Genomic DNA, 25854 nt, shown 5'->3' with positions numbered 1-25854 from the left:
AATTGATTTACTTTAAAACTAACTATACCTAAGCATTAACTAAGAGCCTGCTCCATGCCAGCTAAGTTAAAGGCTGAAAACTAAAAAGGCAGCCATTGGCTGCCTTTTAAATATCACTTTAAACCTGTCACTTATACAGTTACAAAGTCACCTTGGTAAGGGTTAGTTACCCCATTCTCAAGATCATAGACAACCTGACCGCGTAGCAGCGTCTTGGCAACCTGAGCACCAATATTACGCCCTTCATAAGCACTGAACTTATTGCGGTACTCCAAATCGTCTGCGGTTAGTACATAAGATGAATTCGGTTTGATGATGACAATATCGGCATCTTTACCAATAGCAATTCGCCCTTTCTGCTCTAAACCAAACAAATCAGCCGGGTTGGTGGCCATCAGCTTAGCAAACTGTGTCAACGCCATACCACGCTTTTGAACCCCTTCGTCAAACATAATATCGACACTATTCTGCAACGAAGAGATACCGCCCCACGCATCAAAAATACCTCCCTCTTTGAGATCTGGCGTACAAGGTGAGTGATCTGAGGTAATAAAATCAATTTCTCCGTTTAGCAGCTTCGCCCACATACGGTCTTGATTATCCTTATCACGAATAGGCGGTGAACACTTCGCCTTGGTTCCGATTTCCTCAAACTGATTATCATCTAAAGCAAAATAGTGGCCGCAGGATTCACATGTTACATCCTGGCCTTCATTACGAGCCTTGGTAACTTCTTCAATCGCTTCAGGGCTGCTCAAATGGCAAAGATGCAGCTTACACCCTGTTTGTTTCGCTAGATAGATCGCACGACGCACAGCCTCAACCTCAGTGAAAACCGGACGAGAAGCAATGTAATCCTTGGCTGTTAAGCGGCCTTCTGCCACCGCTTTCTTACCCAAGCCATCACAAATCTCAGCGTTTTCAGCATGCATCAGCAGTATTTTACCCAAGCGGGCCAGTTCGGTCATACCTTCGTAAAGCTGATAATTGTTTACGTTACAAAAGTCACCTGATGTCGGATCTGGGTTACCACAAGTCGATACAAAGCATTTGTAGCCAACCACACCTTCCTCAGCTAATTCATGTAGGCGGTCAATATTATGCGGAACGAGCCCCCCTAGCGAGGCAACATCAACCGAGAGCCTCCCCTTACCGGCCTCGTATTTAATGTGTAGGGTTTCCCGATCTATCGTAGCGGGAACCTGATTCAACGGCATTTCAACACAGGTCGTTACCCCGCCTTTAGCCGCTGCTTTCGTTGCCGTTTCATACCCTTCCCACTCGCTACGAGGGCCGCCTGGATCGGTGATATGAACGTGGCCATCAACCATGCCGGGTGCAACGATCAAACCTGCCGCATCAATGTACTCAGATGCCTCTCCCAAATTGCTGCCAATAGCGGCAATAACACCATTTTTTATCGCGATATCCGTTTCAATCGCTTCATTTTCTAAAATAACAGTACCGTTTTTAATAATTTTATCGTAGGACATGTTTCACTCCATTTTATTGGTTTAATTTAAACTACTTTGAAAACAATGTTAATTATCGGAACGATAGGTAAAGATCTGGATTGCGTTTTTCGTCAAGCTTCATCAGTGCAACGTATGTTACAAAGGCAACAATGACACCGGTGAACCAAGAAAGACTATTTAAAGCACTTAGCGAAGAAATGTACTGGCCGCCTAATGAAAGCACACAGGCAAAGATCGTGGCATAAAAGGCAATGAGGTTAATGCCATTTTTATAATAATTAAAACTTTCGCCAGATACATAAAGTGAATCCAATTTAATCTTCTGCTTCATAATAATGAAGTAGTGACCCAGCATGACTCCAATTACAGGACCAAGAATACCGCCGATGGTATTAAGGAAAAGGAAGATACTTTCCTGGCTTTCCATCAATTTCCACGGGCAGATTATCACGCTGATCACCCCAGCAATCATAACCCCTTGACGGTAAGTAAGACGTGGGAAAACCGCTACAAGCTGATATCCGGCCGGGATAATATTACCCGTAGCATTGGTTGAAATCGTCGTCATCAATACAACAGCTCCGGCAAATATCACCAAGAATAAGCTGTCCCACTTAGCGATTATATCGAGTACATTCCAGGTATCAGTTTCGAAATGGATACTGGCTCCAGCCAATACGCAAACACTGGAAACAGCAAAAAGCAGATAAGCCACCATTAGGCCACTAAACTGACCTGCAGCTTGGTCACGAAAACTACGGGCATTCTGAGTAAAATCAGAAGCACTCACCGCTGGAGCAGCCCATACGGCAACAATCGCATTGATTACAATGAGGAATTCGAAGAAGCCAGCATCACCCTGCTGAACTTTAGCAGGAACGTAAGCAAGGATACTTTCAAAACCAACCAGGTATACAGCCCAAATTGCCATGCCACCGAAAACAAGGTAAATACACGGATTAAGGAAAGCCGTAAAGCGGTTTAGGATAGCGCCTCCGCCTAAACCAATAAGCATATTGATGGCCCAAAACGCTAAGAAAGCAATCAACCCTGGCGCAGAAATACCTATAAAGGACCAGTCACCACCAATCGCCAGAAACTCAGGCCAAATCTTGGCAATAATAATGAGTAAAGCGATAGAGCCAGCGTAATTTTGTAAGCCGAACCACATTATAGCGGCAATGCCACCACGCAATACACCTGGGAAAAGTGCGCCTTTAACACCATATGAAGCCCTTAAGAGCATAGAGAAAGGAACACCATATTTAGAGCCGGGAGCTCCATTGAGAATCATCGCCAGTGCAATGACAGCTCCACTTAACAAGATAGCGGCCATAATACCCGCGGTACTAAGGCCGAGCATGAAAAAACCACCCACAGCAACATAATTAGGGACGTTATGTACCGATCCCTGCCATAAAGTAAAATAATTTAATGCTCGCCATGTTCTTTTGTCTGTGGACTTCGGTAATAGATCATTGTTATAACCTCGAGCTCGATATTCATCGATTAACTCCTTAGTTATTTCAGTCATGGTATTTCCCTTATTATTGGACATCAATTCAATTTGTTAGGGAAAACTATACCGATAAGGAATTCACTTGTATTAGAAAGTAACCACACTATACGCAATGTTTTTATTTTTTTGCTTATTACAATATTATTGTTCAATCTATTTTTACATTCGATAAACACCCGACACTTTATGAGTACTTACGTATGGTTATTACCATATAAAGTTAAACCGTGATTTGTTTCCCATAAATAAAAAACCAGCTAACAGAGTTAGCTGGCTTATAGCCAATGATTTCAATTACTTTGACATTAATTAGAAATATATAGTTACTATTAATATTATGCTGCTTGTACTTCTGTTTTATGGTTTGATCTGAAGTTGATGACGATAAATAACAAGGCACCAACAATTAGCAAGCCTGCAGACAAATAGAAACCAATTGCTTTAGATCCTGTTATATCTGAAATAAGACCTGTCAGTGGTGGCGCAATAATCGACGATGACATGCCTGACAAGTTAAAGATTGCCAAAGCCCTTGCCATTCTTACTTTCGGTGCACGGCCCGTAACATAAGAGATCAGAATCGGATCCAGAGCCATCTTGCCTAGGAATCCATAAACGACAAGGCTAATCATCAAAGCCGTAGTATTCGGCGATAACACCGTAAAAGCCAACATTAAGCCACCTGCGATTTCCATCGCAACAACCAACTTGATCATTTGTGACTTAAATTTGTCAGCCAATGAGCTGAAATACAGTGCGCCCGGAACAGCAACCATGGCAACTAAGGCGGATGCCCCACCGATTGCAGCACCTTCGAACCCACGCTCTGTTTGTAAGTAACTCGGAAGCCAAGTTACGATCATGTAGTAACCATAACAAGTACAGAAATATAGGAAATATACCGCAATCAGTTCCGGGCTAAACAACGAAGAGCCTTGCTGCTCTAGCTCTGTGCCAGCAGAATCATCTTGCTTAGACCCGGTAGAAACCTGCGCTTTCTTTTGCGGCTTTATCATCATTGCAAAGACAATAAGCATTGCGAAAATAACAGCTGCAGAAATGTACAGCACACTATTCCATGCCACTCCCATGTTCTTTACCAGAACACTTGATCCTATGAGACCAACCCCCATCCCTAGAGCAGCGCCACTGTTGACGATCGCAGAGGCAAATGCACGCCGCTCCTCAGGAACATGCTCACCAGATAGTGAGTAAGCCGAGCAGAAAAATGACGCACACCCTAATCCTGACAGCAAGGAACCTGCGTAGACTGTATTGATAGATGGAGCATTCGCAATAACAAGCGTACCCACAGTAAATAAGCTGAAGCCACACAATAGCGTTAGCTTCTGCCCCATTTTTTCAACAACAATCGAGGCGGGTATTTGACCTCCACAGTATGCTGCAAAATAGAATGTGGCAATAAGGCCAATCTGGGTATCACTGATATCACCGAGTGCAGATTGGATTTCTGGATAAATCGGAGTTAAAACAGTACGATAAATCCAAATAGCAACCCAACCAAAGCAAAGTATTACGACAAGCTTTTTCCAGTACTCAGTACTGGACTGATTTTTAATTTCCATATTAGTTTCCGCATATTATTTGTATGCTAGCTCGTAAAGCACACTGATAAGTGCTTCGACACCAACGGTAAGATCATCAAGATTGGTTTGCTCTGCTGGGTTATGGCTAATACCTGCAACACTTGGAATAAAGATCATTCCTGTAGGAACGCGAGGAGCAAAAATCTGCGAATCATGCCCGGCACCACTGTGCATGCGCATATAGTTTTTGCCTTGCGACTCAAACGTCGTATCGATGAGATCAACCAACGTTGGATCCATAGGGATAGGCTCTTCATCCATAAACAGATCAACATCGATTTCAATGTCCATCTCGGCACAGATTTTCTGCATATCTGCAATAATCTGATCACTGAAGCCGAGTAGCTTTTCCTTATCGGTATGGCGACAATCCATGCTGAATAAAATATCACCAGGCACGACATTAACGGTATTTGGTTTCGGTACCACCTTACCAAAGGTTAATACAAGTGGATCGCCCTCTGCTTTGGCTTTATCGATAGACTGGCTACAGATCTTACTGAATGCGTAAACAGTATCTTTTCGGTATCCCATCGGGGTGGTACCCGCATGATTCGCTTCCCCTTTGAGGGTAATATTGTAGCGTCGTTGACCTGCAATACTGGTTACGACACCAAGTTGCTTACCCTCTGTTTCTAGTACTTTACCCTGCTCGATATGGAGTTCGACAAAGGCTTTAATATCTTTTCTGACCGTACGATCTGTTGCAAAATCAAATCCGCACTTTCTCATGGCGTCAACAAAGTTCACACCCTTATTGTCGGTCAGATCTTTAACCGCATCATTATCCGCAATGCCAACAATGTTCTTGCTTCCCCAGAAAACATAAGGAAAACGGCTACCCTCTTCTTCAGCCAAAGAAACAGCTTCAATCGTACGCTTTGGAGAACCATGCTTGTCTTTTAAGTATTGCATGGCAATAAATGCTGCCTCGATACCAAACTGACCATCGAGATTACCGCCGTTCACCACAGTATCGATATGTGAGCCAGACATGATCACTTGGTCTGGGAACTCCCTTCCTTCCAAGCGTCCATAAATATTACCTACATCATCCGAATAAGCTTGGAAGCCGCTTTTTTCAAATAACTCTAAGAATGTATTTTGTGCTGATAACCACTCTTCGGTATAAAGCAGGCGGGTCATACCAGCCCCTTCTTGATAGCCGTATTGAGTGATTTTTTTCGACGTCTCTTCTACTTTAGATTTTAATAGCTCCATCTTTTCATTCCTTATTTTGTTTCAAAATATGTATTTATCACAGACAGCTCATAACGATAAAGGTACTTATTTAGCTATTTTTATTATGAACATTTATTCTATTTATCCATTAAACGCAGATTTGTGATCGTAGGAGTTAATGTAGGTATGCTCAGATATTAAGTAATCGTAAACTTCATCTACAATCTCTATTCCATCTTTTCTTGATTTAGCTTCAATGAGGTCACTGTTTTGTCCAGGGTATAATACCTTATCAAAACCTGGGGCTGGACGAATCTCACCCAATTCCTTCATAGTTTGAGAAATCGATTCAATGAAATATTCTTTTGTTGTGAAAAATTCAGGGTTAATCACAATATGTAGCTGACCCAAATTTCGTCCTTCTGTTAAATCGTCATACATTGAACTGACATTTTTACCGAAAGGTAACCCCAGCATCACACCAGACAGAATATCCACCATCATCATCAGGCCGTACCCCTTCGGTCCAGCAATCGGTAATAGTGCTCGAACTGCATGTGGGTCAGACGTAGGATGACCATCGCTATCCACCGCCCATGTATCTGGGATGGATTGGTTCCGGGAACGAGCGTCCAATACCTTACCCCAAGCCTGTATGGTGGTAGCCATATCAAAGTTGATTGTCTTACCATCCGGCCCTGGCGCTGAGAAGGCTATTGGGTTGGTGCCATAGTAGACTTCGCTGCCTCCAAATGGGACTACCATTGGGTCTGATTGGCACATCGATATTGCTATAAGTCCCTGCTCGGCCGCATATTTTGTAAAATACCCAAGCGCACCGCTGTGACTCATGCGCTTTACACCAATAACAGCAACACCTTTCGTGTTTGCCATCTCAATGGCTTTATCCATTGCTTTTTTTGCAATGACATGGCCTGCGCCATTATCGCCATCATAAAGCGCACTACAGGGGCCTGTTTCTTCATAAGTAAATTGAGGGTTCGCATTGATCCCCCCTTTAGAGATACGCTCCGAGTAATATTCTACCCGCACAGCGCCATGTGAATGCACGCCTCGCGCATCAGCAAAAACGAGGACATCTGCAACAATATCAGCATGTTCATCAGATAAACCGGCTTGTTTAATTTTATTTTTAATTAACTGATGAAGCTGCTCACTGGAAAGATTCATAAGATACTCCATGATGAATATTCTAATTCACGGGCTAATAGTTTTATATCACTTATAGATAATTCTATAATAGTGATGGAAATATATTGTTTTGTGATCCATAAACAGCTCATAAAACTGCATGATTTTTTCTGTTTATTGACGATCAATAATTAAATCGTTTTATATAGTTTCTTGTAACTTAAGGAATAACCACATACCTAATAATGTATCGGCACCAGAGTAATGACCATGACTTAGTAGTCGAGAAGCAAAATAGCTAAATTCATCTGGATTTGAGTTAATTAGGTTTAATAGTGAAACAGAGAAATACCCGTTTCGTGCTTGCTCTAAATACCCGGCACTAACTGATGTCGTCCAGAAATCTAAATCTAATGATAAAGGCAACATTCTGTGTGCTTTGTGCTTCAAGTCAGGATTACTATAAGCACAGGCCAACATGCCAACGAGCATGTCATCGTGACTAGGTGTTAAACCAGGTCCTGCTCCGATGATATTTTTCCAGCATGGCGTATCACCATTAAACCATCGGTACAGTTGCACCAAGATTGGATAAAATGGTGTTTTATCTTCACCCTCCACAACTTTTGCCAACGAACCATATAAGCCCGTTTCCTGCTTTTGCCTGGAAAGGAAGTCTGTCAATTCCGCTAAGGAAATAGACGATACGCCCTGTGCCTTTAGCCATACGCCATTTGTCCCTTTTTGTAGGTGTAAGCCATTAACGATAAGCCCATTACTGACCAATCGTATATGACTCGCCTTTGGCACAAGTGCAGTCAATTGATGGAACACCAGGTCAGATACTGTCCAGCCAGAAGGGCTCATCCCCGTGTCACTACGATGTAAGGTCAGTACCTTGTTATCTTCAGTTAGAAAATTAATCGCCTGGCTGCCACCTCCTGCAAAGCGTAACTCCCCTTGCTTACTAGGGGCAGACAAACTGTAGGCTAGCGCTTCTTTTACCATCTTCTTCTCCGTCGGCCTTAGCAAGGCAGCCTAGAGGCCGCCTTATTTCCCTTACTCAGCCTGCAGATCCATCTCTTGAGCCAACGCTTCAAGCGCTTTTTCAAAACATGCCAACGGCGCCCTTACGGTTCCCGCTCCAATTTGGCCAATACCAGCTTCCTTATGGGCGATACCTGTATTAATCACTGGGGTAATACCGGTCTCCACGACATGACGCACATCCAATCCAAGGCAAGCACCTTGGAAATTCCACGATGGAATTTGTAGCAAAGAGTTATTTTCGATGAAAATCTCAGCCATTTCTTCTGATACATCGAGTGCAACATCTACCCCGCCAACTCCAACAAAGCGTGTTACCCCCGGTGCAGCGACCATTGCGGCACCACCTATCCCATAAGTTTCCGTAATAGCGCTATCGCCCACATCCGTATTGGCCTGCTCTTGAGAATAACCGGTGAAGTACAAGCCCTCAGGTGTATTGACTGGAGCTGTGAACCATTGATTGCCTAGCCCACTGACTCGAATACCAAAATCCTTACCGTTTCTCGTCATCGCGGTAACAATACTGCCCGCCTCTACATTTGCGCCAGCGTCCATCGCACACTTACAAAATGCCATCGCCAAATTGAGGAAAAACTGGTCGGTAATACTTAAGAAATCAAACACCCGCTTCAATACGCTCTTGCTGGTATCGACAGCAGCAATGCTAGGTGCAAGTGTTCTCAGTAACAGTGAGGAGGTCGCAATATTACGTTGGTGGAACTCATCTCCCATCGTGATCCCTTGGGCCATGATAGAGCCTAAATCTACACCGCCATCTGTTTGCTTCAGTGCATCCTTAAGAACAGGCATCAGCTCTTCACGCATCCAATGCAATCGTTGCTGAACTTCTTCGCCATAAGCACCGAAGCGCATCACTTTGCCAATACCTTCATTCATATTACAGTATGCAAAGTTCCCATCGTTTTTATTCTCAACCACAACGACCGGCATATTTGCAGAAGTAATCCCCCCCATTGGGCCAACAGCATTGTGATGATGACATGGACTAAATTGAACCTCGCCTCGTGATAGCATTGCCATGGCTTCAGTGTCAGACGTTGCCCAACCTTCATACAAACAAGCACTGACGCAGGCGCCTTGCATTGGGCCGGTCATCTCTTCCCAGCAAATATTCGGGCCAGCGTGGAGCAGGTGCCGGCCTTCTGACAACCAAGGTATTACTTCACCGGCAGAGGTTACATCGACCCAAAATGGACGAGCGGATTTCACTTTTTCCAGTACGGCTGCGTTGGCTTCATTAATTGATGAATACATATCTTTGCTTCCCTATTGCATTTGTTTTAGTAGATTGGCTAATTTGGTGTTCCCGCCCGCGATTGGCGCCCATTGATAATGCACAACAGGCGTAGAAGCAGACTGCAAGTCATCGGCAAAGCTACGCAAACCTGCATTCACCACCTTGATCCCATCAAGGAGAGAAGGACGTTCATTAACTATTTGTCTTTCTTGTTGCTCAATTAACGCTTCAGACAACAACACAGCTTCTTCTAGGGTATTAACGACCGCGACCCCAGCTGCAACCAATTTGTCAATTTGTTCCGAGCGCTGCTGTGGATCTTCTTGTGTACCTGTTACTGTGGCGATAACGTGCAGCGGGCTTTGGCGCTTGGATTTAACATTTTCGACGGCATCAACAAGTGCCGCGGCAGGATCTGCTGTCGCACCATAGCCAATAACTACATCCAGCAGCAGCACTCCGACAGTTTCATCTGCGGCACGCTTTTCTATTTCTAAAGTGCGGGTTGTGGGGTCAATCATTGGATGAGGTCGGCCAACCGTGTAATGGTCATCGCCTAAATCGATAATAAGGTGGCCACTGTCATTAAGCATCACGCCTTGCTCGTGCGTATCATCCACTCTCAACCCTAACTGCTCAGCGGTGAGCATCGCGGCCTCAGCAGCCAGCGTACCGCCAGTGTAAAGGCCTAGAATGCTTTTTCCCGCTGTATGGTTACAACCAGGAACATTCTGGCGGACATTCGCTAGCATCGCGGAAAGCCTGCCTGCTTCAGCGAGACTTTTAGCAAAAAAGACATTGCCTTCACGGGCCTTGGCTTGGCGCGTCCCCAAAAATAGCGCAACAACAGGCTTGCTCATCCCTCTCATTGCCTGAATCACTTTTTGTTCCACTTCTGGAGCTGGCGGCTTGGAGACAAAAGCAACGACTTCTGTTTCTTGGTCATTTTCCATCATCTTGAGGGCGCTCAAAGCACTTGCCCCGCCGACCTGTGCAGATAAATCGCGGCCACCCAAACCAATGGCATGGGTGATACCTTGGCCAGACAGGCAAACTTGCGAGGCTAACTCTTGAATACCGGTACCAGAGGCACCGACAATGCCAATAGGTCCTTTGGGTAACACGTTAGCAAAAGCCAGTGGCGACCCAGCAACCATTGCAGTACCGCAGTCAGGTCCCATAACAAGCAACCCTTTGCTGGCAGCTTTATGCTTCAATGCGACTTCAGACTCAACAGGAACATTGTCCGAGAACATCATCACATTCAAACCATGATCTAATGCCTCATCTGCCAAGTCAGCGGCATAATCGCCAGCTACTGAAATCAACGCCAGATTTGCTTCTGGCTGTTTCGCCAATGCGGTCTGCCAACGGCGAGCTACATCTAACCGCTTTCCGCCCGAAGATGCCTGCGCCACCGAGGCAAGTGCTTCATTTAACTGCTGGGCTATTTCATCTGCTACATTGCCACTATCATCGGAGGGACGAATGGCCACACAAATATCATTTGGTGTTGCTTCAGCGAACAGTGGATGCCACAGACCTGTGGATTCCAGCAAAGACTTGTTGGCGGGAGTGCCCATCATAACCGAGACTTCTTCAACCGCGTCCCCGTTACTCAATTGCCTTGATATCAGCATCAGGCTCACCGAGTCCTGAAAACAACCTTTTTTTAAAAATGCCTGGACCATGTATGACCACCTTTCTAATCCCAATATTTAAAACATCGAAAACTCTTTTATCTTCAATGTGATTACCTGTATTTAGTTAGAGATTAAGGCAGTCATGAGTTAAAAATATTGAGCAATGTCACACACGATTTATTGTTATAATTTTTTCAAGAATAGAATTAATATATTTCAATCAGTATTAATGACGCAGCATCAATGAACTGTGACAATTAAAATTATTTATATAATCAAGCATTAATTATTAAAAATGATTATTTACAATAATATTTGTAACGCATATTGGAATATCGACATAGATCAATTTTAATATCTTATATTCTTTTATAAGATGAATGGAGTCTCATCAACTTTAAAGGGCTCACATGCTTGACAAGGAAACTATCCGATCTTTTATGAAAGTAGCAGAGTATGCTAATTTTTCTAAGGCTGCTGAAGAGTTACATAAAACGCCGGCTGCCATCAGCTATCGGATTAAAGTATTGGAAGACGCTGTAGATACTCAACTTTTCACTCGAACCACACGCAGTGTCCACCTCACCCAGGCCGGTGAGCACTTACTAAGCCAATGCCAAAAATGGCTTGATTGGATGGAAAGCATGCCAGATGAGCTACGCCAAATCGCAGATGGTGTAGAGCGACATATCAATATAGTAATCAACAACTTGCTGTTTGATGAAAATGCTGTCTCTCAGCTCATTTTTGCCTTGCATGAAGCATTCCCTTTTACCCAAATCAACATTTCTAATGCTGTATATATGGGGGTATGGGATGATCTTTTAAATAATGATTACCACCTGGCAATCGGTGTACCGGGCCTTGATACGATTGATAATGCGGTAAAGCTAAAGCCACTTGGAAAGATGAGTTGGAGCTTTATTCTGGCCCCCGACCATCCATTAGCCGCGCTTAACGTGCCACTCAAAGAATCTCAACTCAGGCACCACCCCGCCATAAACATTGAAGACACATCGCAGCATATAAATAAGCGCACAGCTTGGTTGCTACGCGATCAAAAGGAAATCAAGGTGCCAGATTTATCGACAAAGGTAGCTTGTCACAAGAGCGGAACGGGGATCGGCTTCTTACCTAAAAACTTGGCTAAGCCTATGATTGAAAATGGGGAGTTAATTGAAAAAGAGGTGCAATGGAGCCGGACTCCTTCTCCACTATCGATTGGCTGGCGTCAAAACTCGGCTGGTGAGGTAACCCAATGGATTATAGAACTATTCAACAATAATGATCCCATAATCCAAGGGTTCCTGAAAAATATCGACCAACTACACCACTAGTGGTTCTTCGGGGACAACAGTGCATGCCGGCCTGACACATGTCCCCTTTTCACCCAATAGAATTTGCTCAATGTCTTGTAGCGCGCCGATAAAAGCGCGTTGACCTGTTCGCTCAACAAACTGAATCACAGCCTCGGCTTTTGGCCCCATTGCGCCATCAGGGGCGGCAAAAGGACGCATCTGGCTAACAGTTACATCCCTCAGCGCTTTTTGGTTCGGTGTACCCCAGTCTTGATAAACGGCATCTGCATCGGTAAGAATCATCAAATAATCTGCGCCAATTTGCTCTGCGAGCATGGCTGCTACCAGGTCTTTATCAATAACAGCTTCTACCCCAAGATAACCAACCTCCTGCTGCACGACAGGCATACCACCACCTCCACAACATACAACGGTCCGCCCCTGTTCCAATAAACGGATAATTGAATTTGATTCAAGCACTTGAACTGGTTTTGGCGAAGCAACAACTCGGCGAACAAATTGACCATCTTGCTTCATTTTCCATCCATATTGCTTTTCCAGATCGGCCTGGTCTTGTGGCGAATATACCGGACCTATGTACTTTGTTGGCTCCAAAAAAGCGGGGTCAGAGGCTGACACTTCAACACGTGTTAACAAGCAAGACACATCGCTCATGCCTTGCTCCGTTAAGGCATGCAATAACATGTAACCCAACATACCTTGTGTTTGCGCCACTAAGTTGTCCAGCGGATAGGTTGGTACTTCATTGTAGGCAGAGTTTTGCAGGGCCAATAAACCAACTTGTGGGCCATTTCCATGTACGATTGCAATATCACAATCTTGCTCAAGTTGCTTAATCAGTTTGGCGGCCATATTGATGTTGCGCTGTTGATTTTCAGCCGATAACACCTCACCACGTCGAAGCATAGCGTTGCCACCTAAAGCTATAACAATTCTTTTTTTATTCATCATACACCTACTAATATTCTTCATAATGACTTTTAAATACAATGAGCATTTCCAGACCACATATTTAAAATATTAACGACTGTATTTCATGTCTAGCTCCAGGATATAAATTACATCTTTATAAAACATTTTTATTTAATTATCGCCCCAACATACAATTAAACCTTTAAGTGAAAGATGAGTTACCAAGATCACATTTTTATTATTCATAACCGATAATATTTCTATACCAACACAGCTTCTGGTAATAGGGCCCAACGACTTCCTTCCGGGCCCATTTTTTTAGGTGATTGATTCGAGGTATAAGATGGGATACTTAAACAACAATACTGGATATATAAATGATCTTCTTGCAACACGCGCTGTAATTAAAAAGAATAATTTTGCAATTCTTCCTCCAGACGGTTTGGTTAAAAATGTTCTGCCTGGCTTTGAGAATTGCGATTTGACTATCCTGTCTTCTCCGCAAATCGGAGCTACTTTTGTTGACTATCTTGTTACCCTCTATGATGGCGGCAATAACCGCTCTGGTTTTGGCGGTGAAGAAATTGAAACCTTCTTCTATGTTATCTCAGGGCAAGTCAGTGTCGAAGCCGACGGCCAACGCCACACGCTCAAAGCTGGAGGGTATATCTACTGCCCTCCAGGAGCCCTGTTACTGATGGAAAATGCCAACCAAGGCGAAGACAGTCAGGCATTCCTCTACAAACGAAAGTACCAGCCTGTTAACGGCTATCAACCAAGGTTGATCGTTAACCACCGAGATAACCTCGAAAAAATCCATTACGAAGGTATGGAAAATGTCATTGTAGAAGATTTGCTCCCGAAAGATTTAGGCTTCGACATGAACTTCCATGTTCTGACTTTTGAGCCGGGGGCTTGCCATGGCTATATCGAAACGCATGTTCAAGAGCACGGTGCTTATATACTCAGTGGTGAAGGTGTCTATAACTTAGACAACAACTGGATCCCAGTGAAAAAAGGGGACTACCTTTTCATGGCGGCCTATGTTCCCCAAGCCTGTTATGCAACAGGAAGGGATGAGCCACTGAGCTACATTTATTCCAAAGACTGTAACCGAGATATTTCATTGTAATCCTGCATCACTGCTAATTATACCCAAGTTACCTCAAGGTGCTGATACCCTCCCGAAGGGCGAGCTTTCTAAGCTTCTATACCGCGTTATTGTTTCTTGATTTAGAGCCACTAGATCCTCAAAACAATGTCTTGTCTATAAGCTTATAAATTCTCGCTGAACCAGCATCTTGAAGTAGCTTGGGTATATACTCTATATCGCCTTTGGAAGTGCCGGCTCGATCTTGCACTTCCTTTTTTTAATCATAATTTGATTATCAAAAGTTTTTATAAAAGAACCAGATTTCCACATATATCAATGTTCCCACCACCTCATTCCCTATATTCTCTGGTTAAGTGCCGCCAACATGTGACTGAAACTAGTATCCATCTGTTGCATCGAAAGCCGGAAAAATAAGATCAAGGAGCCCACAATCAATGACGATTAACAATGAACTTTTTGAAACCCTAAACCCACCACAGCGTTTGCTGATGGGGCCGGGCCCGATCAACGCCTATCCGCGTGTTCATCAGGCTTTATCCAGTCAGTTGATCGGTCAATATGATCCGGCAATGACGGAATACATGCGTCAAACCCAACAGCTCTACCGCCAAGTTTTTCACACTCGAAACCAAGAAACGCTTCTTATTGACGGGACTGCAAGGGCTGGCATCGAAGCCGTCTTGGTTTCCATTCTTCAACCTGGTGACAAGGTATTAATTCCAGTCATCGGCCGATTTGGCCATTTATTATGCGAGATAGCCCAGCGTACTGGCGCCGAGATCACCACCATTGATGTTGAGTGGGGCAAGGTCTGTGATCCTCAGCAAGTTGAAGATGCAATCAAGCGTGATAAACCAAAGTTATTGGCAACTGTACAGGGCGATACATCAACAACAATGAACCAGCCTTTGGCCGAAATCGGCGAAATTTGTCAGCGCCACGATGTACTTTTCTATTGTGACGCGACAGCGTCGGTTGCCGGTAATGACCTGTTCGTCGATGACTGGCACCTTGACGCAGTTTCCGTCGGTCTCCAGAAGTGCTTGGGCGGCCCATCCGGGAGCGCACCGCTCACCCTAAGCCCGAAGTTTGTTGAACAGATTAATCGCCGCAAGCATATTGAGAAAGGGATCAGAGCCCAACACCATATAGACGGTGACGAGACGATGATCCAATCAAACTATTTCGATTTACCAATGATCCTTGACTACTGGGGTGAAGAAAGGCTGAACCACCATACCGAAGCCACCTCAATGCTCTATGCCGCCCGCGAATGTGCCAGGATTTATCTTGAACAAGGCCCTGCAAATGTTATTGCCCGCCACAAGCAAGCAGGCGATGCCATGGCAGCTGGCCTGCAGGCCATGGGCCTATCGCTATTTGGTGATCAAGACTACAAGATGAACAATGTCGTTGGTGTCTATATTCCAGATTCGGTTGATGGTGAAAATGTCCGCCATGAATTATTGACTCGCTTCGGTATTGAGATCGGGACGTCATTTGGCCCGCTTCAGGGCAAAATTTGGCGTATAGGCACTATGGGCTATAACGCCCGCCAAGAAGCCGTTCTTCATACGCTGGCAGCACTAGAAGCTGTACTGCTTAAAAATAAAGCCCGAATTCAACTTGGCGCATCTGTCGCAACAGCGATGGAGTATTACTGAGCTCAGTTTGCTTTATTGTCAGTTTAAATCACAAAGTGCCACCCTTTAGGTGGCACTTTGTCTGTTCTTTAAGTCGCGATATTTCGTTTCTGCACTTTCCGTTAATCAGACTGGTTTACCATCATTCCTGCAACCTGAAAGGCTGTTAACGTTAAATTTTCAGCGCCTTCGCTGAGAGCTTGGGATAACGAGCAGGGTTTAGATAAAATCGAGAAACAGGCGACAATACCAACTTGGCGTAATGTATCGCAGCCATCCCCCATTGAACCAGCCAATGCAATTGTCGGTATCCCCATCGAGTGGGCTAATTTCGCGACGCCAGCAGGTGTCTTACCGCCAAGTGTTTGTCCATCTACTCTTCCCTCACCGGTAATAACCCAGTCGGCTCCTTGCAGCTTTTCTGAGAGTGACACGGTTTCCGAAACAATCTCGATGCCGGGTTTCAGCTCAGCTTGCATGAACGCCAACAAAGCGGCTCCCATCCCGCCAGCAGCACCAGCACCGGCAACATTAACCACCTGGCACCCAAGCTTTTCATCAATACAACCCGCATACTTTGCCAATGCCAAATCCAGTTGCGCCACGACGTCGGGGGAGGCTCCTTTTTGAGGCCCAAAAACGGCTGATGCACCTCGTTCACCAACCAATGGATTATCAACATCACATGCAGCTACAACCTCAACATCTGCGAGACGAGGATCCAACGCCTCCATATCAATGTCAGCTATTCGTGATAACTGAGCGCCGCCATGGCCAATGGGGTAACGGTACTTATCAAGGAACCTAACCCCAAGCGCCTGCATCATCCCCACTCCGCCATCATTAGTCGCACTGCCGCCAATCGCTACAATCAACCTTTTGGCCCCGGCATCTAATGCTGCGGAAATTAATTGGCCCGTCCCGTAACTCGTCGTCAGACGTGGGTCTCGCTGCTCTGGAGTTAGCAGCTCTATCCCCGACGCTCTCGCCATTTCAATAACGGCTGTCTCACCATCACCCAACATGCCAAATTGTGCCTCAACCTGCATGTCAGGCAATGGCCCCATTACCCTCACCGCTTGGCGATAACCATTAGTTGCGTCCACTAGCGCATCTAAGGTGCCTTCACCGCCATCCGCCATCGGCACGCATACCACCTCAATGGATGGTAGACGCTGAGAAATACCTTTGTGTATCGCTCTGCACACTTCTGCAGCGCTTAAACTTTCTTTGAATGAATCAGGGGCAATGACAATTTTCATCCTTTATCTCCTTTCTAAACACATCAGCAAAAACCACAACGGGCACCTTAGTGCCCGCTGATTTGGTTAGCCTCGGATAGAGTGGTTACTCATGTGTTCAAGCGCTTTGATCATCGCAGAGTGATCCCACCCACTTCCATCGAGCGCGGCACAAGTATTAAACAGCTCCTGCGCGGTCGCTGTGTTGGGCAGGTTAAGTTGCAGCTCACGCGCGCCAGTAAGCGCAAGATTAAGATCTTTTTGGTGTAACTGAATACGGAAGCCCGGGTCAAACGTCCCTTTGACCATTCGCTCACCATGTACTTCTAGGATCTTTGAAGAAGCAAAGCCACCCATTAAAGCCTCACGGATTTTGGCTGGGTTTGCGCCAGCTTTTGAAGCAAATAGCAGAGCTTCACCGACCGCTTCAATATTCAAAGCAACAATGATTTGGTTGGCTACCTTACATGTCTGGCCATCACCGTTCCCCCCAACCAGCGTGATATTCTGTCCCATCACTTCTAGCAGTGGCTTGACCTGTTCGAAAATATCTTCACGGCCACCAGCCATAATGGATAACGTGCCAGCCTTGGCACCCACTTCACCACCAGACACAGGCGCATCGATATACCATGCACCGAGTTCTTCCACTTGCTGGGCAAACCCCTTCGTTGCAATCGGTGAGATTGAGCTCATATCCACGACAACTTTACCGGGAGCCAGCCCTTTCGCGATTCCGATGTCTGAAAACAGCACATCTTCAACCTGCGGAGTATCCGGTACCATAGTAATGATCACCTCAGCAGCTTCAGCTACTGCAGCAGGAGTTGGACAAGCAAACCCTTTTTCTCCCAGTAATTCAGCTGGGGCTGGCTCAAAATGTTCAGAGAAATACAAGGTATAACCTGCATCCTGCAGATTTTTTGCCATTGGCTTACCCATAATCCCCGTACCAATAAATCCGATATTTTTCATCCTATTGTCTCCCTTCCTTAAACTAGATTAAATTCTTTAAGCCAACCCAAACCTGCCTGGGTACCATTTGCCGGCACGTATTCGCATCCTACCCAGCCGTCGTAACCAATATTATCGAGGTGAGCCAGTAAGAATGGGTAATTAAGCTCACCTGTACCTGGTTCGTGACGACCTGGATTGTCAGCCAACTGGACATGACCAATTTGGTCTAGATTCGTTTCCAGCGTACGAGCAATATCACCTTCCATAACCTGCATATGGTAAATGTCATATTGATAGCGAATATTGTCAGAGCCGACATCTTCCAATAGGCCCAGGGCCATCCGAGTATTGGAGACAAAGAAGCCAGGAATATCTCGGGTATTGATCGCTTCAATAACAAAAGCGATGCCTGCTGCTTCTAGCTGTTCATTGGCAAACCGCAAATTATCTACAAGTACCCGGTAAGCATCATCATCGGTGACATGATCCGGCTTGATACCGACTAGACAATTCACTTGTTTACAGCCCAATACTTGGGCGTACTCGATCGCTTTGGCAACACCAAAACGAAACTCTTCAATACGGTCAGGGTGGCACGCAATACCGCGCTCACCTGCTGCCCAATCACCGGCAGGTAAGTTAAACAGCACCTGCTGCAAGCCCGTCGCTTCCAACTTCGCTGCAATCTCATTTGCAGGGAAGTCGTAAGGGAAAAGGTATTCAACCCCCCGAAAGCCAGCCTCGGAGGCGGCTTGAAAGCGATCCATAAAATCAAGCTCAGTAAAAAGCATTGAAAGATTTGCTGCGAGTTTAGGCATAATTCATGCTCCTTGATGCTGCGGCACTAAAGCCGCAGCAAATTTGAAATTAAATATTTGAAATTGGTTGATATCTCTTTGCAATAAGGCCTAAAGATCAATGGTTTCTTCGAATTCCACGACCTTGTCGATATCTGGCCCCATCGCAATATTGGTGACACGCTCAGTCAAGACCTCAACCACAACGGGCACCTTGTATTTCTGCAACCATTCTTTTGCTTGTTCCAAAGCAGGACCGATATCTTGCGGCTGATCGACGCGAATCGCCTTACAGCCAAGTCCTTCAACCACGCGCTTATGGTCAACACCGTATTCTTTTACTTCCGGTGCATTCTGATTTTCAAAAGAAAGCTGAACACAGTAATCAATTTCAAAGGCTCGCTGAGCCTGACGGATAAGACCCAAGTAGGCATTGTTGATAAGTACATGGATATAGGGCAGATTAAATTGGGCACCTACAGCTAGCTCTTCAACTAGGAACTGGAAGTCGTAATCTCCAGAAATAGCGACCACAGGCTTTGACGGATCCGCTTTTACGACACCCAATGCGGCAGGCATTGTCCAGCCTAGCGGGCCGGCCTGGCAAGCATTAATCCAATGCCTTGGTTGGTGAACATGCAAGAACTGATTGGCCGCGATTTGAGCCAAACCGATAGTCGACACATACCTTGTCTCAGGACCAAAAGCTTTATTCATTTCATGGTAAATGCGCTGTGGCTTAACTGGGGTACAATCAAAATCCTCACGGCGTAACATCGTACGTTTACGTTCCGCACAACTAGCGACCCACTCAGTTCTATCTTTCAAGTCGCCGTTGGCTTTCATCTCTTGGGCCACTTCGATGAATACCGACAGTGCATCGTGCGCGTCAGAAGCAATGCCTAGATCTGGCGAGAAAACGCGGCCAATTTGAGTCGGCTCGATATCAATATGAATGAACTTACGCCCTTTGGTGTAGGTATTTAGATCCCCCGTATGGCGGTTCGCCCAGCGGTTACCGATACCAAATACAAAGTCAGATTCAAGGTACGTCGCATTGCCATAACGATGGTTAGCCTGACAACCCATTCGGCCTGTCATCAATGGGTGCTCATCAGATAATGTTCCCCATCCGCGCAGGGTTTGGATAACTGGCACATTGACCAACTCGGCAAACTCACGCAGAAGATCAGAGGCATCGGCGTTAATAATCCCGCCACCGGCAACCAAAACAGGTTTGTCAGCCTCGTTTAGCATTTCCAGCGCTTTCTTGGCCTGAGCCTTAGTGGCAGATGTTTTTGATGGCGCCATTGGCTCATAGAGGTCAATATCAAACTCAATCTCTGTCATCTGCACATCAATTGGTAAATCCAGCAGAACTGGTCCGGGACGGCCAGAGCGCATTTCGTAAAATGCCTTTTGGAAAGTGCCAGGGATTTGTCCTGCTTCTCGAATCGTGACCGCCATTTTCGTAACGGGCTTGGCTATCGCTTCGATATCAACCGCTTGAAAGTCCTCTTTATGAAGTTTCGCAACAGGTGCCTGTCCGGTAATACAGAGGATTGGAATCGAGTCTGCTGATGCAGAATACAGACCAGTGATCATATCGGTTCCCGCCGGGCCTGATGTGCCAATACACAAACCAATGTTGCCAGGTGCTGTACGGGTATAGCCCTCAGCCATATGAGATGCACCTTCAACATGCCGTGCCAACACATGGTCAATCCCACCAATTTTCTTAAGCGCAGCATACATTGGATTGATAGCGGCACCAGGAACACCAAATGCCGTATCCACACCTTCTTTTTTTAAAATTAATACTGCCGCTTCTATTGCTCGCATTCTTGCCATAATTGTTCTCCGCCTAAAGATAGGTAAACTTTGCCACCCTAGTTAAATAGGACTTATCTATTTAAATAATTTAAAAGTTGATGGTGTAATTAGAGGATAACTTCTTAACAATACAGTTATCTTCACCCGCACGGTCTATCGTTAAAAAATCCGTTTCTTTATTCTTGGCAAATAATAAATAATGCCAAACATTACGGTGATAATTCACACCTTGATTTCCATTCGTAATAAATGCGCGTAATGAAGATTCATCAATGTTTTCATCACCCTGGGCTACGATGACAATAAATCGCTCACCTTTTAGTGGAAAGAAAGCTTGGCTTCCTTTCGGGTGCTTTTCCAATAAATCAAACGAAATGCCATTATCAAACCCTGCCGCACGCACAATACTAATCAAAGGCTTAGACTCATCCGATACGTCAATGGCACCAAGGCCATGAAAGCGTTGCCCTGAACGATTGTTAATATAAAAAAAATCGGATTGATCCGTTTCAATCACATCACCAAAAGGGGCGAACGCCTCTTTGGTGAGAGTCTCCACTGTTAATTCTCGCATAATTTAAGTCACCTAATATAATTGCCAAAAATCCCTTCTCTGATGGCAATAAAAACAGAGAATCAGGCAAAAATATTTGAGCCAGAGCACACTTTTTTTTATGACCATTTTTTTCAAACAATACAGAAATGATTGGTAAAAAAATTTATTAGTCGCTTGATGTTTATTACAACTTAATTAATCAAACCATTATTAACAGTTAAAAAACTTTTAATATAAAAGGGGAAATAGCACGAAGGAGTGAAAAATAAAAATATATGGCTAACTGAGTTGCTAGAATACTGATCAAAAAAGCCACCTAGTCAGGTGGCTTTCTTCTAGCATCACGCTTGAGATGAGATTATGACTCTTTGATCGTCACTTTCTCGATGATGATATCATCCAACGGCACATCCTCGTGTCCAAAGCGAGTCATAGTCAAAGCTTTACCTATGTTATTCACCACCATCATACCCGCAGTAACTTTACCGAAGACGGCATAGCCCCAGCCTTGGTTAGTCGTTGCAGTAAAATCCAAGAAATCGTTATCTTCAAGGTTGATGAAAAACTGTGACGTTGCCGAGTGCGGCGCATCGGTGCGAGCCATGGCAATGGTACCGACCTTGTTTTTTAGGCCACGATTGGCTTCGTTGACAATCGGGTCACGGGTTGGCTTCTCTTTCATACCTGGAATGTGGCCACCACCCTGAATCATAAAACCATCAATCACACGGTGGAAAATAGTGCCCTCGTAGAAACCATCCTTACAGTATTGCAGGAAGTTCTTGGAGCTTACCGGCGCTTTATCGAAATCCAGTTCAATCTCGATATCACCAAAGTTTGTCGTGAAAATAATCATAATAATGTCTTAGCTAGATGTGCGTTGCGGGCAGTATACAAAGCTTAGCTTTCAACACAATGCCGAGCACGAAGTCGAACCTAATATTGAACAAAAAAGCCAGTAGGGCAGCTCCTACTGGCTTTGCTTATATCCAATTTATTGTTTTAAGTTCAGGCTAGCCTTCGGTAGGAATTACCCGCAGATATCACCGTTGATATGTGGGATTTGGTGGGCAGTACCCTGCTGTTTCTTACCTTGGATGCCAAATTCAACGGTTTGTCCCGGACGAATAAGAGCATTCCATTCCAAGTCTTTCGCTGTGTATGGGTTGTTCCCACTCAAATTAGCATTCCAAATGCTATCGGCTTTCGCTCCATCCGTATAGTTCCAATCAACCTCCCAGCCATAAATGGTTTCATGACCCAGGTTTTGAATACGAACATTGGCAATAAAGCCGTTATCCCATTCGCTTGAAATATGGTACTCACAGCTTGCAGTTGGCAGTGACATATCAACCGGTTCAAACATGAAATAATGGACAGAGAAATTATTGTTTGAAGCGCTGTTATCAACTCGGAATGTAAATTCCTGCTTACCTGCATCTAGATAAACTTCACCCACATTGTCATGCATCATGACATTATGAGTACTAGTGTTCATTACCTTATGCTGCAAAATGCTTGCCCCTTCCCCAAACTCAAGAAAGAAAGCACCTGCATTTTGCTGCCTTGATGAAACACGCGCTGAAACATCGTAGTAACCTGCCTGAGGGATAGTCACTTCATACTTTACCCATTCATCATTGCGGATGTAACACATCAAGTGGGTTCCGTTTTTATCACAGAACTCGATCGCATCAGCTGGGCGGGTAGGGCCATTTGAAGGGCTGGCTACAGAATCAAAATATGACACTCCGAAGCCTTCCATTCCAAATTCATCAGCCATCACAATCACAGACTGGTTATCGAGATGAGGCAGCGATTTGTTATCGAGCCAGTATGTCATTTCATCGATATTATCGGTTTGGATAATATCTGCACGCATATGACGTATCAGACGCCCCCAGCCTGCATCAGGGTTAAAATGACTGACCTCATCGGTTGCATCAGGCGTCTGCCCGTACCACAGGGTGTTGTACATCACTTTTGTACCATTAGCCTGAATACGGTCAAGAGTATCTGGTTGGATGTGCGGCTCAAGATAATCATTATAATTTAGTGAATACGCATATGGGACATAGTTTAGGTCTTCAAAATGCTGGATATCATCAACATTATTCGCCCTAACACGGTATAGCTGTTGAATGCGATTATCTTTTCTACCAAACTCAGCCACAGCATCAGGCCCCGAGCTGGTATCAAAAATAACGTAATCAAGCATATCCATAGACTTGACCAATTCATAGGCCTCTTCACGCAACGGCCATCCCTTATCAAGGAAGATCATCGCTTGCCCATCAATTAATTCCAGAGCTTCTTGCAATGTCGGCATATGGAGATCAGTTACCGTGGTTTCACCACCAAGGTATTCTCTCAGGCGTAATTGCAAAATATCATCATACGTCATAGATGATATTGAGCCACTACCATCCGTTGTACGGTTAACTGAGGTATCATGGGATAAAACAATAACCCCATCAGAAGTCATTCGAATATCAACTTCAATAATTTCAATACCCTTATCCAACGCAGATTGAATAGCTGGTAATGAGTTTTCCGGAAATGCCCGCCAATCGGCACGGTGAGCCATAATCATTATGTCATCGCGGGAGATATCTTGAGCGTTTACAGCACCAATAAAACAACTCACGGAGATCATTGAGATCCCGAGCATGTTTACAAGTTTCATTTTTTATCCTTAAAAATATTATAAAGGGAGTTGAGTCACTATTTGTTGCCAAATTTGTTTAGATGAACAAACAAGTAAATTATTGTCCTTATCTGATAATAAATATTCCGTATTATCTATTTTTGCTGCATACCCACCGGCTTCGTTAATTATTAACACCCCTGCCAAATGATCCCAAGGTTTCGGCGACTCATGGGTTAAATAAAAACTTGCCCCGCCATTTAGAATCATTTTATATTCAAAGCTTGAGCATGACAGCGAAAACACTCGGTCATAGGTATTCATCCAATTTGAAATATCTTCTCTTATCTTTGCATCATTAAAATGAAAAGGTGAGCATAGTCCAATATTGGGTGAGTTATCTGAAGTCACGACACTTTTCGTGACATTGTCCTTTGTTCTGACAAAGGCTCCCTCTCCTTCAACGGCGTAAACATACTCATCATTAAGTGGATCATAAATGACACCAAAGATACATTTACCATTTTTTAATATAGCGAGCATTACGCCGACCAGGTTACTTCCATGAGCGTAATGCCAAGTACCATCTATGGGGTCGATAATAATAGATAAGTTAGCATCTTCAGCTTGGGATAACAGTTCCGGTGACTCATGAACACTTTCTTCACCAATAATGAGAGCTGTTGGAAAAATGTGTAAAAGTGATTTCCTTAATTGCTTTTCTATTTCCCTATCATCTTGTGTTGCAATATCACTAGCAGATGTTTTTTGATTCTTTTCAACATTTGAAGACGCGCTAAGACCAGATAAAATAGTTTGCCTTGAACATTTTTTGATGACGTGAAGCACGTCATCAATAATTGCTTGTATATTATTCACCTATCCTCCTTCCTGTATCAGGATGAAATAAGTGGCAGTTTTCTTCCAATATATCAAAACTGACTTTTTCACCAACTTTGAGCTCTAGCCCGAGAGTCGTATTAATTCGGAAATCTTGATCATGCCCAACATCCAATGTCAGTACCTGATATGCCCCCATATCTTCAATATACTTAAGTTTGCCCTTAATCCGGCCCTCAGGGTTGATGGCAATATCCTCAGGCCGCACTCCCAAAACGGCTCGCTCAAGATCATGTCCCTTGGTTACCTCATTTCCCGCTTTATCAAAGTACCAACCATCGACTTTGTGAACTGCAAATAAATTCATTGCCGGCGACCCGATAAAGTCTGCAACAAAAGTGGAAGCTGGCTTTTGGTAGATATTCTTTGGTGTATCGAACTGTTCAACTTTGCCCTGGTTGAGGATCAAAATCTTATCAGCCAAAGTCATCGCTTCTACCTGATCATGGGTCACAAAGATAGACGTAGCGCCGAGGCGGTTGTGCAGCATGGTGAGTTCCATCCTCATCTCATGGCGGAGCTTGGCATCTAGATTTGATAACGGCTCATCGAATAGCATGACCTTAGGCTCTCGCACAATCGCCCTGCCAATAGCTACCCGCTGACGCTGACCACCAGAAAGCTCTGAAGGAAGCCTATCTAGGTAATCGGTTAAAGAAACCATTTTGGCAACCGCTTCAACCCTCTTTTTGATCTCATGCTTTGGCACCCGACGGATTTTTAGCGAATAAGCTATGTTGTCAAACACTGTCATATGCGGATAGAGGGCATAATTTTGGAATACCATGGCGCAACCACGGTCTTTGGGCTCCAGGTGAGTGATATCCGTTTGGCCAATATAAATTTCACCAGACGTTACCCCTTCAAGACCAGCAATCATATTCATCGTTGTGGATTTACCGCACCCTGACGGGCCTAAAATGACATTAAATTCACCTGATTTAAAGGTAATATTTAGCTTATCGATAACGTCACTATTACCGTAGCTTTTGCTTATATTACTAAGGATAATGTCTTCACCATTATGGTGGCTTAGTTCTACTGACATT

The 25854-nt window shown here is 44.5% G+C and carries 21 protein-coding genes; 3 read left to right on the top strand and 18 right to left on the bottom strand.

Translation table 11 applies throughout. The features are described from left to right. Window positions 1-131 precede the first annotated feature (131 nt). The 8 genes from allB to fdrA all read right to left on the bottom strand — a co-directional run bounded on the left by allB (window position 132) and on the right by fdrA (window position 10934). Entirely contained in the window at window positions 132-1493 is a 1362-nt protein-coding gene (gene allB / locus ACXAD4_RS24325) for an allantoinase AllB (RefSeq protein WP_475244614.1), read from the bottom strand. 52 nt (window positions 1494-1545) lie between these two features. Then, complete coding sequence (locus ACXAD4_RS24320; protein WP_475244613.1) at window positions 1546-3009, bottom strand: allantoin transporter; 1464 nt, start codon at window positions 3007-3009, stop codon at window positions 1546-1548. 320 nt (window positions 3010-3329) lie between these two features. Next, on the bottom strand, window positions 3330-4580 hold the full coding sequence (locus ACXAD4_RS24315) for an MFS transporter (RefSeq protein WP_475244612.1): 1251 nt from the start codon (window positions 4578-4580) through the stop codon (window positions 3330-3332). A 15-nt stretch (window positions 4581-4595) separates the two neighbouring features. Next, the gene (gene allC, locus ACXAD4_RS24310) at window positions 4596-5822 is read right to left on the bottom strand and encodes an allantoate deiminase (protein WP_475244611.1); all 1227 of its coding nucleotides are present in this window, start codon (window positions 5820-5822) and stop codon (window positions 4596-4598) included. A gap of 102 nt (window positions 5823-5924) precedes the next feature. Next, window positions 5925-6974, bottom strand: a complete 1050-nt coding sequence (gene allD / locus ACXAD4_RS24305; protein ID WP_475244610.1) for an ureidoglycolate dehydrogenase — start codon at window positions 6972-6974, stop codon at window positions 5925-5927. A gap of 162 nt (window positions 6975-7136) precedes the next feature. Next, window positions 7137-7943 (bottom strand): oxamate carbamoyltransferase subunit AllH family protein, encoded by an 807-nt coding sequence (locus ACXAD4_RS24300; protein ID WP_475244609.1) that lies wholly within the window; start codon window positions 7941-7943, stop codon window positions 7137-7139. A gap of 51 nt (window positions 7944-7994) precedes the next feature. After that, entirely contained in the window at window positions 7995-9260 is a 1266-nt protein-coding gene (locus ACXAD4_RS24295) for a YlbE family protein (RefSeq protein WP_475244608.1), read from the bottom strand. A gap of 12 nt (window positions 9261-9272) precedes the next feature. Continuing rightward, a complete protein-coding gene (fdrA, locus tag ACXAD4_RS24290) occupies window positions 9273-10934 on the bottom strand; it encodes an acyl-CoA synthetase FdrA (RefSeq protein ID WP_475244607.1) in 1662 nt (553 codons plus the stop codon). 362 nt (window positions 10935-11296) lie between these two features. Between fdrA and allS the strand changes: the two genes are divergently transcribed. Continuing rightward, window positions 11297-12223, top strand: a complete 927-nt coding sequence (gene allS, locus ACXAD4_RS24285) for an HTH-type transcriptional activator AllS (protein WP_475244606.1) — start codon at window positions 11297-11299, stop codon at window positions 12221-12223. Here the strand turns inward: allS and ACXAD4_RS24280 are convergent. After that, window positions 12212-13153: a carbamate kinase gene (locus ACXAD4_RS24280; RefSeq protein WP_475245631.1), complete on the bottom strand. Its 942-nt coding sequence runs from the start codon at window positions 13151-13153 to the stop codon at window positions 12212-12214. The genes allS and ACXAD4_RS24280 overlap by 12 nt on opposite strands. Before the next feature lie 307 nt (window positions 13154-13460). Here ACXAD4_RS24280 and allE point away from each other — a divergent pair, with 307 nt between their 5' ends. Then, on the top strand, window positions 13461-14249 hold the full coding sequence (gene allE, locus ACXAD4_RS24275; protein ID WP_475244605.1) for a (S)-ureidoglycine aminohydrolase: 789 nt from the start codon (window positions 13461-13463) through the stop codon (window positions 14247-14249). A gap of 416 nt (window positions 14250-14665) precedes the next feature. Continuing rightward, the gene (locus tag ACXAD4_RS24270) at window positions 14666-15895 is read left to right on the top strand and encodes a pyridoxal-phosphate-dependent aminotransferase family protein (RefSeq protein ID WP_475244604.1); all 1230 of its coding nucleotides are present in this window, start codon (window positions 14666-14668) and stop codon (window positions 15893-15895) included. A gap of 101 nt (window positions 15896-15996) precedes the next feature. On the opposite strand, the gene ACXAD4_RS24265 is transcribed toward ACXAD4_RS24270, so the two are convergent. The 9 genes from ACXAD4_RS24265 to ACXAD4_RS24225 form a co-directional block, all read right to left on the bottom strand. Beyond that, window positions 15997-17136, bottom strand: a complete 1140-nt coding sequence (locus ACXAD4_RS24265) for a glycerate kinase (protein WP_475244603.1) — start codon at window positions 17134-17136, stop codon at window positions 15997-15999. 66 nt (window positions 17137-17202) lie between these two features. After that, the gene (locus tag ACXAD4_RS24260; RefSeq protein WP_475244602.1) at window positions 17203-18090 is read right to left on the bottom strand and encodes a 2-hydroxy-3-oxopropionate reductase; all 888 of its coding nucleotides are present in this window, start codon (window positions 18088-18090) and stop codon (window positions 17203-17205) included. A 17-nt stretch (window positions 18091-18107) separates the two neighbouring features. After that, window positions 18108-18890 carry a hydroxypyruvate isomerase gene (gene hyi, locus ACXAD4_RS24255; protein WP_475244601.1) on the bottom strand — a complete coding sequence of 261 codons (783 nt, stop codon included), beginning with the start codon at window positions 18888-18890 and terminating at the stop codon, window positions 18108-18110. A gap of 90 nt (window positions 18891-18980) precedes the next feature. Beyond that, window positions 18981-20720: a glyoxylate carboligase gene (gene gcl, locus ACXAD4_RS24250; RefSeq protein ID WP_475244600.1), complete on the bottom strand. Its 1740-nt coding sequence runs from the start codon at window positions 20718-20720 to the stop codon at window positions 18981-18983. A gap of 70 nt (window positions 20721-20790) precedes the next feature. Continuing rightward, window positions 20791-21276, bottom strand: coding sequence for an ureidoglycolate lyase (locus ACXAD4_RS24245; RefSeq protein WP_475244599.1), 486 nt, complete (start codon window positions 21274-21276; stop codon window positions 20791-20793). Between the two features lie 340 nt (window positions 21277-21616). Beyond that, window positions 21617-22114, bottom strand: coding sequence for a peptidylprolyl isomerase (locus tag ACXAD4_RS24240; protein WP_475244598.1), 498 nt, complete (start codon window positions 22112-22114; stop codon window positions 21617-21619). Window positions 22115-22288: 174 nt separating this feature from the next. After that, window positions 22289-23944, bottom strand: a complete 1656-nt coding sequence (locus ACXAD4_RS24235) for a cellulose binding domain-containing protein (protein WP_475244597.1) — start codon at window positions 23942-23944, stop codon at window positions 22289-22291. An 18-nt stretch (window positions 23945-23962) separates the two neighbouring features. Beyond that, window positions 23963-24784 (bottom strand): inositol monophosphatase family protein, encoded by an 822-nt coding sequence (locus tag ACXAD4_RS24230; protein WP_475244596.1) that lies wholly within the window; start codon window positions 24782-24784, stop codon window positions 23963-23965. Next, window positions 24777-25853 carry an ABC transporter ATP-binding protein gene (locus ACXAD4_RS24225; RefSeq protein WP_475244595.1) on the bottom strand — a complete coding sequence of 359 codons (1077 nt, stop codon included), beginning with the start codon at window positions 25851-25853 and terminating at the stop codon, window positions 24777-24779. The genes ACXAD4_RS24230 and ACXAD4_RS24225 overlap by 8 nt, the downstream gene beginning before the upstream one ends. Between the last annotated feature and the right edge of the window lies 1 nt (window position 25854).

It is taken from the genome of Photobacterium sp. AWH4_225 (genome assembly GCF_056158405.1).
The sequence above is the reverse complement of the archived record's forward strand: the minus strand, read 5'-3'. Positions and strand labels throughout refer to the sequence as shown.